The organism is Synechococcus sp. 'PEA 65AY6A-5F PE A' (assembly GCF_047462575.1).
In the GTDB taxonomy this organism is placed as follows: Bacteria; Cyanobacteriota; Cyanobacteriia; order Thermostichales; family Thermostichaceae; genus Thermostichus.
Window position 1 is genome coordinate 1 of record NZ_JAOALE010000055.1, and the last position, 10559, is coordinate 10559.

Annotated in this window: 6 protein-coding genes; 3 read left to right on the forward strand and 3 right to left on the reverse strand. The window is 61.7% G+C overall.

Translation table 11 applies throughout. The features are described from left to right. Positions 1-146: 146 nt before the first annotated feature. Positions 147-1340 (forward strand): radical SAM family heme chaperone HemW, encoded by a 1194-nt coding sequence (gene hemW, locus GG26_RS12900; RefSeq protein ID WP_414391014.1) that lies wholly within the window; start codon positions 147-149, stop codon positions 1338-1340. Positions 1341-1454: 114 nt separating this feature from the next. Here hemW and uvrA read toward each other — a convergent pair whose 3' ends face one another. Beyond that, positions 1455-4355, reverse strand: coding sequence for an excinuclease ABC subunit UvrA (uvrA, locus tag GG26_RS12905; protein ID WP_414391017.1), 2901 nt, complete (start codon positions 4353-4355; stop codon positions 1455-1457). A gap of 206 nt (positions 4356-4561) precedes the next feature. On the opposite strand from uvrA, the gene GG26_RS12910 reads away from it, so the two are divergent. Together GG26_RS12910 and GG26_RS12915 are read left to right on the forward strand one after the other, a co-directional pair. Then, positions 4562-6934 carry a DUF3488 and DUF4129 domain-containing transglutaminase family protein gene (locus tag GG26_RS12910; RefSeq protein ID WP_414391019.1) on the forward strand — a complete coding sequence of 791 codons (2373 nt, stop codon included), beginning with the start codon at positions 4562-4564 and terminating at the stop codon, positions 6932-6934. Positions 6935-7242: 308 nt separating this feature from the next. Continuing rightward, positions 7243-8502, forward strand: coding sequence for an alkaline phosphatase (locus GG26_RS12915; protein WP_414391021.1), 1260 nt, complete (start codon positions 7243-7245; stop codon positions 8500-8502). A gap of 85 nt (positions 8503-8587) precedes the next feature. On the opposite strand, the gene GG26_RS12920 is transcribed toward GG26_RS12915, so the two are convergent. Together GG26_RS12920 and GG26_RS12925 are read right to left on the reverse strand one after the other, a co-directional pair. Further along, positions 8588-10063, reverse strand: coding sequence for a cryptochrome/photolyase family protein (locus GG26_RS12920; protein ID WP_414391024.1), 1476 nt, complete (start codon positions 10061-10063; stop codon positions 8588-8590). A gap of 87 nt (positions 10064-10150) precedes the next feature. Further along, positions 10151-10357, reverse strand: a complete 207-nt coding sequence (locus GG26_RS12925; RefSeq protein WP_228375432.1) for a hypothetical protein — start codon at positions 10355-10357, stop codon at positions 10151-10153. Between the last annotated feature and the right edge of the window lie 202 nt (positions 10358-10559).

Below are 10559 nucleotides of genomic sequence, written 5' to 3' on the forward strand. Positions count from 1 at the left end.
GAGCGGTGGGGCGTCCCGTTCTTCAAGCTCAGGAAATGTCCTGCTATCGGGCAGGGGTCACTGTTGGCGAAGCGTGGCGTAAGCCATGAAGCCTGCACTCTATGCGTCAGCATGAGTGTGGGAGTACGTCACCAAGGTAGGGAGCTATGGTAGTTGCAGCCTCTGCAGAAGACTTTGCCCTCTCCACTCAGCTTGGCTGGCCGGAGGCGGCCTATCTGCACATTCCCTTCTGCCGGCAGCGCTGCCACTACTGCGATTTTGCCACCGGCCTGGGCACGCGCGAACTGATCGAAACCTATGTGCAGAGGCTCTGCCAAGAGATCGGCGGCGCCTACCGCTACCGCCATTTGGCCGGGGATCCCCAGCCCTTGACCAGCATTTTTTTCGGCGGCGGCACCCCTTCCCTGCTGACGGTGAAGCAGTTGAGTCGGATTTTGAGCCAATTAAGGGAGAGGATCCCGTTTCATCCCGACTGCGAGATCTCGCTCGAGGCCAACCCCGGCACCCTGACACGGGAGCAGTTGGCAGGCTACCGGGATCTAGGGGTTAACCGCATTAGCCTAGGGGTACAGGCCTTTCAAGCGGAGCTGCTGGCCGCCTGCGGTCGCCTCCATGGGGTGGAAGAAATTTACGAGGCTGTGGCCGACTTGCAGGCGGTGGGCTTTGAGAATTTCAACCTGGATTTGATCTTCGGGCTGCCCTACCAAACTTTGGAACATTGGCAGGAGTCCCTGCAAGCTGTTCTTGAAATCAACCCGGCCCACGTCTCCGTTTACGATCTCACCCTCGAGCCGGGAACCCGCTTTGGGCGTCTCTACCGGCCGGGGGAGGCGCCTCTGCCCAGCGAGGAGACCACGGTTGCCATGTACCTGACGGCGCGGGAGTTGCTCACCCAAGCCGGCTATATCCACTACGAGATCTCCAATTTTGCCCGCCCTGGGTATGCCTGTCGCCACAACCGGGTGTACTGGGAAAACCGCCCCTACTTTGGCTTTGGCATGGGATCGGTCGGCTACGAAGGGGGGCGGCGCATTCAACAGCCGAAAACTCTCCACGCATACTTTGAACAGGTCAAAGCGCAGGTTCACCCCCTGCCGCCGCCGGCTTCTGCAGAAGAAATCTGGATGGATACGGTGATGTTGGGGTTGCGCCTCCAGGAAGGGCTGGAGTTGGCAACTCTACAGGAGCGCTTTGGCAGCAGGAAGGTGGAGCAGGCCTTGCAGAGGCTGGATCCCTATTTTGAAAAAGGTTGGGCCAGTTGCGAAGGGGGACGGCTACGGCTAGTCCCGCCCGAGGGCTGGCTGTTTTCCAACGAGATTATTGAGGAGCTGTTGTTTTAAGTTGCAGTTGACTTGAAACGGGCTTCTTGAAATGAGCCTGAGGCAACCCCAAGCGGTGGGTGAAGCTCAGAGCTGCTGGGTCCTGAAAAGCAGCAGCCCAATCGAAAGGGGTGCTCACTGGCCGGGGGGATGGCGTTGTAAAACCTGCTTCAGGTACCGCCCCGTATGGGATCCCGGCTGCTCAGCCACTGCCTCAGGGGTGCCTACGGCCACGATCTGGCCGCCCTGGTCGCCTCCTTCTGGCCCCAGGTCAATGATCCAGTCGGCACAGCGGAGGATGTCCAGGTTGTGCTCGATCACCAGCACGGTGTTGCCTGTATCCACCAGCCGTTGCAGGACGTTCAAGAGCTTGTGGACATCGTAAAAAGACAAGCCGGTGGAGGGCTCATCCAGCAGATAGAGGGTTTTGCCGGTGGAGCGGCGGGCCAGTTCTGCGGCCAGCTTGACCCGTTGCGCTTCCCCACCGGAGAGGGTAGGAGCTGGCTGGCCCAGCTTGATGTAATCGAGGCCCACATCGGCCAAGGTCTGCAGGATCTTGGCGGCAGGAGGCAGGGCAGCGAAAAACTCCAGCGCCTCCCCCACCGTCATATCCAGGACTTCGGCGATGTTCTTGCCCTTGTACCTGACCTGCAGGGTTTCGCGGCTGTAACGGCTGCCCCCGCAGACTTCGCAGGTGACGTACACATCGGGCAGGAAGTTCATTTCAATCACGTTCACCCCCTGCCCTTTGCAGGCTTCACAGCGCCCCCCCTTGACATTGAAGGAAAAGTGGCCGGATGGGTAGCCTCTGGCCTTGGCATCCAAGGTTTGGGCAAAGGTTTGGCGGATGGGATCAAACAAACCCGTGTAGGTGGCAGGGTTGGAGCGGGGGGTACGGCCAATGGGAGATTGGTCGATGACGATCACCTTGTCGATGTGTTCGATGCCCTCAAGTTCTCCCATCTCCGCGGGTTGGGGCACCTTGTGTCCAAGATGGTGCTGCAGGGCAGGGTAGAGCAATTCGTTGACCAAGGTGGATTTGCCGGAGCCGGAGACGCCTGTAACACAGACCAACTTGCCCAGAGGGATCTCCACATCGATGTGCTTGAGGTTGTTTTTGTGGGCATTGGTGAGCTTGAGGGCAACCGCTTTCCCAGCCCGCCGCTGCGCAGGGGTAGGGATCCGCAGCCGCCCCGAAAGATAGGCTCCGGTGATGGAGCGCTCGCAGGCCATGATGTCCGCCAGGGATCCCTGGGCCACCACTTCCCCCCCGTGGATGCCGGCCCCAGGGCCGATATCGACGATGTGGTCGGCGGCACGGATGGTTTCTTCGTCGTGTTCCACCACGATCAGGGTGTTGCCCAGATCTCGCAGGCGAAACAGGGTTTGCAACAGGCGCTCGTTGTCCCGCTGGTGGAGGCCAATCGAGGGTTCGTCCAACACGTAGAGCACCCCCGTCAAGCCGGAGCCCATTTGGCTGGCCAGCCGGATCCGCTGCGCTTCGCCGCCGGAGAGGGTCATGGCCGGACGGGCCAAGGTGAGGTAGTCGAGGCCCACATCCACCAAAAACTGCAGCCGGGTTTTGATCTCCCGCAGCACCAACTCGCCGATCTGCGCTTGGCGGGGGGTAAGGTTTAGCTGCTCCAGGCGGTGCAGGCAGTCGCGGATGGAGATCTCGGTGAGATCGGTAATGCGGTAGCCGCCGATGCGCACGGCCAGAGCTTCCGGCTTGAGACGGGATCCGCCACAGGCAGCACAGGGGCGGTAGGTGAGGTAGGCCTCTAGCTTTTGCCGGTAGGTTTCGGAGGTGGTTTCTTGGTAGTGCCGCTGCAACTGGGGGATCACCCCTTCGTAGCGGCGGTAGTACCCCCGGCCCCGGTAGGGGGATTCCGCTTCAACGTAGATCTCCTGGTCGCTGCCGTAGAGGAGGAGCTGCTGCTGCTCAGGGGTGAGGTCGCACCAGCGGCTGCTGAGCTCAAAGCCAAAGGCCTTGGCGGCCCCCGCCAGCAGGGCCAGGTAGTAGGGGTTCTCCCGCTCCGCCCAGGGGGCGATGGCCGCGTACAAAGGGAGCTTGGGATCCGGCACGATCCGGTCGGGGTCGAAGATGGGCTCAAAGCCCAGCCCGTGACAGACAGGACAGGCGCCGATGGGGGAGTTGAAGGAAAATAGCCGCGGCGACAGCTCGCCCAGCACCGAGCCATGTTCGGGGCAGGCAAATTGTTCCGAAAAGATCAGCTCCGTCGGCTTGCCGTTGAGGTACTGCCCCGCCACCTCGGCCACTTTTTGCAGCAGGTGTTCCCGCTCTTCCTCTCGCGGCAAGAGCTCCACCACCGCCAGTCCCCCCGACTGGCGCAGACAGGTGGTCAGGGAATCGGCCAGCCGCTCGGCGATCTCGGGGCCCTTGACCAGCCGATCCACCACCACCTCAATGGTGTGGGCCTTGTTTTTGGCCAACTCGATCTCTTCGCTCAGATCCCGCACTTGGCCGTCGATGCGCACCCGCACAAACCCCTGCTGGCGCAAGCTCTGCAAGAGGGCTGCATGGGTGCCCTTTTTTTCCCTCACCACAGGCGCCAGCAACTGAAAGCGCGTCCGCTCCGGCAGGGCCAGGATCTGGTCCACCATTTGATCCACCGTCTGGGGGGCAATCACCCGGTCACAATGGGGGCAGTGGGGGATCCCAGCCCGCCCGTAGAGCAGCCGCAGGTAGTCGTAGATTTCGGTAACGGTGCCCACCGTGGAGCGGGGGTTGTGGCTGGTGGACTTTTGGTCGATGGCAATGGCCGGGCTCAAGCCCTCGATGCGGTCTACATCCGGTTTGTCCAGTTGCCCCAGAAATTGCCGCGCGTAGGCGCTGAGGGACTCCACATAGCGCCGCTGCCCCTCGGCAAAGATGGTGTCGAAGGCCAGCGAAGATTTGCCGGATCCAGAGACGCCCGTAAACACCACCAGGCGATTGCGCGGGATCCGCAGCTCGAGGTTTTTGAGGTTGTGCTGCCGCGCCCCCACCACATGGATTTCGTTTTGGCCGGACATCTCATCCCCTTTGTGCGCAGCGTGCGTGGATCTGCCGCCAAAGTCGGCGAGTCAAAAAACATTAAAGAACATTAACGATTCTAGTGCCGCGACAGAAGTCTGTCCTCTCCAGGGCGAGCGGGGGTGCCAGCAGGCCGCGTCGGTTTTGGGCAGGGAGCTGGCTTGGCTATCTTGGAAGGGCAACGCAAGGGCTCCTCGAAAAGCCAATGGCCTGGCCGCTCCTTTCTCTCCAAAAGGTCTTCATCTACCTGCTGGTGGGGATCGCCTTCACGGCCCTTTGTCTGGGGGATCAGGCCCTGTCGCCGGCGGTTATCGCCCTCTGCTTGGCGGCGGGGGCTGCCAGTTGGTTTTGGGAGCCGCCCCGGATTAGTTTTGCCCGCTATGCTTCCCTGTGGATGCCCCTGACGGTGAGCGTGTTGGTCAGCTTGGCGGCCCTGGTGCTGGCGGGCGTGCTGCCGCTTTCGGATGGGGCCATAGGCCTGGTGCTTTACCTAACAGGGGCCAAGTTGTTCCAGCGGGAACGGGCAGCAGACCACATCCAGTTGGCGGTGCTGTCTCTGCTGCTGATGGCCATCGCCACCCTCTTCAACGAAGACATCAGCTTTGGGTTTTTATTCCTGCTGTATGTGGGGGTGGGGCTGGTTAACCTCACCCTCTATCACCTGCGCCTGCAGGCGGAGCAGCACCCGCAGGCGGCCAGCCAAGTCCGCGGGATCGACCTCAGCTTTTTGGGGTTTCTGGGATCCCTGGCCTTGCTGGCAACAATTCTCTCGGTGGTTTTGTTTTTCCTCTTCCCGCGGCTCAGCTTGGGGATCTTGGGCCGGCAGGCCCGCTCGCCGGTGATGACCACCGGCTTTGCCGAAGAAGTCAGCCTGGGGGAGTTCGGCACCCTTAAAACCGACAACACCGTTGCCCTGCGGGTGGAGTTCCCGGCAGGGGTGCCCCCCCAGGTGGAGTCCCTCTACTGGCGGGGGATCAGCTTTGATCGCTACGACGGGCGGGCTTGGTCGCGGACGCTGAACCGCGCGATCCCGATTTTCCCCACTGCAGCAGGGGTCTTTGATCTCTCGGCTTCCCCCTTGATCCCCACCGCGAGCGACCTCCAGTTCTTTCCCCTGGAGCAGCGGATTTACCTAGAGCCGCTGGCCACCACCACCGTCTTTGGGGTGGCGCCGCTGCTAGAGGTGGAGTGGCTAGATCGAGGTGGGGCGATGACTCCGCAGCAGGCATGGCAACGGCAAACTCGCCGCCTGCTCCTGCACGAGAGCGGGGATGTCAGCCATTCTCTGCCCCCCCGGCTGCCCTATCTCTACCGCGCCGTGAGCTGGATCCCCCAGGATCTAAGGCCCCGCCTGCGCCAGCTTAGCCAGGAGGAGCTGCTGAGTGCGCTTGACCCAGCCCAGCAGGCAGCCTACCTGCAGTTGCCGGCAGAGCTGGATCCGCGCATTCCCGCCTTGGCAGAGGAGATCACGGCTGGGATCCCCGACGTCTTTGGCAAGGTAACGGCTCTGCGGAACTACCTGCTAGAGAACTACGCCTACACCACCAATTTGCCGGATCCCGGTGCCGAGCCGCCTTTGGAGGCTTTTTTGTTTACCCACCGCCGCGGCCACTGCGAATACTTTGCCACCGCTCTGACGGTGCTGGCCCGCAGCCTCGGCATCCCGGCCCGCGTGGTCAATGGCTTCTTGGGCGGGCGCTGGGTGGCGCAGGAAAAGTACCTGGCGGTGCGCAACGCCGATGCCCACTCGTGGACGGAGATCCCCTTTGGCCCCTATGGATGGATCATCTTCGACGCCACGCCGCCCGAGGCCAATGTCAGCCAGCGGCAAAGCGGGTGGGATCCCATCCTAGACTTCTACGACAGCCTGCGCTTCCGTTGGTTTAAGTACGTCATCCAGTACGATCTATCCACCCAGCGGCAGATCTGGCGGCAGATTCAGGAGCTGGCCAGCCGCGTGACCGCTCCCCAAAAGCAGGAGGATGTCGTTGCCGCCCTCCGCCGCAGCTTGGTGGGCTGGGGGCAAAGCCTGCAGCAAAACAGCCTGCCGCTGGTGGGGGTGATGGTCATCACTGGCTTCACGGCCTACTGGGGCCGCCGCCGCCGCTACCAGGCCGTGCGCTGGCAGGATGGGGGGTGGATTCTGTTGGCCACTGCCGCCAATGGGGTGGTGATGGGATCCCTGTGGCAGCCATCCCCCCCTTGGCCCACCTGGATAGCTGGGATCCTGCTGCCGAGTCTGGCCTTTGCCGGGATGCGCTGGATCCCGGCGGCTCTACCCAAGTCGCAGCAGCGCCGCCAGCTTATCTCAAGGCTTTATCTGCAACTGCGGGATCTGGCGACGGCGGTGGGGATCCCAGCCCACCTAGGCCCTGAGGCCTGCCTGGAACACTTGCGCCACTCCGACTTACCACAAGCCCAGGTGGCCATCCAGTTCTTGGAGCGCTACCTGGAGGTGCGCTTCGGTGGGATCCCGCTGGAAGCTGGGGAACTGCAGCGTTGGCAACACCACCTTAGACAGCTTAGGCGGTCCTGGCAGGCCAAGAGTTCGACGCCTGCTCCCAAAAGAACAGCTTGACTGGAAGACGGCTATAAAGCTCTACGAGAAGCCTTGACGTTATGAGGCAGTTAAGAGATAGTTAACTCTAGGTATAGACCTCGCAACCTGCCCCGGCCAAGTAGTAGACCTGAGAGGCAGATTGTCGCTGCAGGTAAGCTCTGCAGGAGCATTTGTGCGCGCTCTTGCTAACTGTTCAAGGCTGTGTTACTTTCCTTAACGTTCAGCTTTGAACGAGCAGGAGGGTGCTAGCTATGCGTAGCTATTCTTTGAGGGCGGCTTTGGCTGCAACTTTGTGTCTGCTGTCCTCGTCAGTTTTTTCCTCTAGTGTGGCTCAAGCGGCGCCTGAGCCGACCGGAAACGGGGCCATCTTCTTCCACCCGGATGGCACCTCGGCTTCCCACTGGGACATCACACGCATTCTCTACTACGGCCCCGATGGCTTTCTGAACTGGGATCGTCTCCCCGTGATTGCCCCCTATCGCGGGCACCATCTCGACCAGCTTGGGGGAACTTCCAACGCCGGAGCGGTGACCCATGCCACGGGAACCCGTGTCCACGCCAAGAGCTTTGGGTTGGATCCGGACGGCAAAGAGTACCCCTCGGCCAACGGCACCCTGAACACGATCATGGAAGAGGCCGTGGCGGCAGGCTTGGGTACGGCTCTGGTGCAAACGGGATCCATCATTGAGCCGGGGACGGCTGCCTTCGTTGCCGAAGTTGCCAAGCGCAGCGACTATGAGGAGATTGCCCTGCAGGTGGTGGAGTCAGGGGTAGACATCATCCTCGGCGCTGGCGAGGAGTGGCTGCTGCCGGAAGGTGTCCAGGGCCGCTTTGGCCAAGGGAAGCGCAAGGATGGCCGCAACCTGATTGAGGAGGCCAAGAAAAAGGGGTACGCCGTTGTCTACACCCGCGACGAGCTGCTCAAGCTGCCGGCAGATGTCTCCAAGGTTTTGGGGGTGTTCAACGTCGAGGACACCTTCTACGACAAGCCTGAAGAAGAGTTGCGGAAAGAAAACTTGCCCAACTACATCGCCAGCGCGCCCACCGTTGCCGAGATGACACAGTTTGCCCTGGAGCGGATCTCCCGCAATCCCAAGGGCTTCTTGGCTGTCATCGAGGAAGAGGGCACCGACAACATGTGCAACAACCTCAACGCTTCCGGCTGCCTGGAGGCGATGAAGCGGGCCGACGATGCCATTGGGGTGATTCTCAACTTCATCGAGAAGAATCCCAAGACCTTCATGATCACCACCAGCGACAGCAATGCTGGCGGGATGCAGCTGGTGGATGTCGAGTCTGCCGATAATCCTCTGCCGCCCACTGACGAAAGCGGCGCTCCCCTTGACGGGGTGGACGGCACTGGTACAAAGCCCTTCCTCTCCGCTCCGGACAAAAATGGCAAGCGCTTTCCCTTTGCCGTGGCTTGGGCCAGCAAGGACGATGTGGGCAGCGGGGTCATTGCTCGCGCAGCAGGCCTGAACGCTCGAGAGCTAGTGCCGGTCACCGGGATCCTGAACACGGACATTTATCGGATTCTCTACTTCGTGCTCTTCGGGGAGCGCATCCCCAGCGAGCTGGAGCCCTAGTGCTGCAGTTACCTGCTTTGGACGGGCATTTGCCTTAAGCTCTGGTAGCCACGGGGGATCCATGGGATCCCCTTTTTTCACGAGACTACACAACGCTTGGATTTCTATGATCGTTTGATCGTTGAACAGACTTGGAGTACCCCTGCTGCACCGCCTGGTAGCGCCGCTTGAACTCCTGCTGCTGCACTTTGTGATCCACGATGGGATCCGGGTAGCCGCAGCGCCGCCGCTCCTGCAGAGCCCAGGATCCCTTGGGGTCATTCCCCACCCACAGCAAAGCTGGGGTATCCAGCCCCGCTAGCTCCGGCAGGTAGCGGCGGATATACTCCCCCTCCGGGTCGTAGCGGGCCGCCTGGGTGGCTGGGTTGAAGATGCGCAGGGGCCTGGGATCCGTGCCCACACCAGCGCTCCACTGCCAGCCGCCGTTGTTGGCCGCCAGATCCCCGTCCACCAGCTTCTGCATAAAGTAGCGCTCTCCCCAGCGCCAGTCGATAAGCAGATCTTTGGTTAGGAAGCTGGCCACGATCATGCGGCAGCGGTTGTGCATCCAGCCGGTCTCGTTGAGCTGGCGCATGGCCGCATCCACAATCGGGTAGCCCGTCTGCCCGGCGCACCAGGCCTGAAACCAATCTTGGCGGTTGTCCCACTCCAGCGCATCAAAGGCTCGTCGGTAGGCTCCGCTTTCCACATGGGGCCAGTGGACCAAAACATGCTTGTAAAACTCGCGCCAGCACAGCTCCTGCCGCCAAGTCTTCAGGCTGCTCTCGGCCTCTTCGCTGCGGGCCTCCGCTTCCACTTCACAGGTGGCCTGCCACACCCGCCGAATGCCGATGGTTCCCCAGCAGAGGTGGGGACTAAGGAGGGAGGTGCCCTGCTCGGCGGGGAAGTCGCGGGCTCGCCCGTACTCGAAAATGCGCAGGCCCTGGCAGAAATCCTCTAGAAGACCCTGAGCCACGCTCTCCCCCGCTGCCGGGATCCGCTGGTTGCAGACAAAGCCCAGATCCGCCAAGCTGGGCAGAGGTTGGGCTTTCAGGCTTGACACCGCCTGCAGACTCTTTGGGATGGGGAAGGGATCCGGCTTGGGCAAGCTAGACCAGCGGCGCCAGAAAGGGGTAAAAACCGAGTAGGGCTCCCCCGCCTGGGTCAACACTTCCCCTGGCCCGTGCAGCAGCATATCTTGGTAAGAAAAAGACGGGATCCCAGCTTCCGCCAAGCTGGCCCGCACCCGACTCTCCTGCTGCCGAGCCCAGGGATCCAGATCCTCGTTCCAAAACACGGCCTGCGCTCCCAGCTCTGCGGCCAACTGCCGCAGCTCCACGGCTGGATCTCCCCGCCGCCACAGGAGTGGGATCCCCATCTGGGCGTAGCGCTCCTGCAGCTCCTGCAACGCCTGGAGCAGAAACGCCACCCGGGCTGGGGCCATGTCTGCCCGCTGCAGGAGTTGGGGGTCGAAAACGAAAACCGGCACTACCTGGGGGCTGCGCTGGGCTGCCCCATGGAGGGCTGTGTTGTCTCCTAGGCGCAGATCGCGGCGATGCCAGAGGAGAACTAGGGAAGTCATAGGAGGCCAAGCAACTGGATCCCATCTTGGCCGCTTTTTCTTCCTCTCTTCAACCCCAGGCTGCCGGCAGAGGTGGGCAAATGATGTCTATTCCCCCAACAGACGTCCAGGGCAGGGACAACAGCGCTCGTCAAGGTTTCGCTGGCCATCGCTGGAGCCCATGGCGTAAGCTGTATCTCCCGGCCTCATCACCAACTGAGTCAGCTTGAGGGCAAGTAGCGGATCGAGCGGCTCCGGTACATTAAGTAGGAACTGCTCAACGGAGCGCCGCAGCGCCTCTGGCGTCTTGCTCATCACGTCTCCATCCATCCATCGATGGCTTTAGCTAATCCGCCGTTCGCGCTAGCGGGACGTAGTCCTGGAAGCCCCGCTCTGTACCCCCCAGTCCCCCAGCCCCCCAGTCCCCCCGTATACGGGGGGATATAGGGGGGGCGGGCCGGTCAGAGTCAGGATGAGAGGCGGGAGCGTTCAACAGGTACAATGCATTCATCATGAG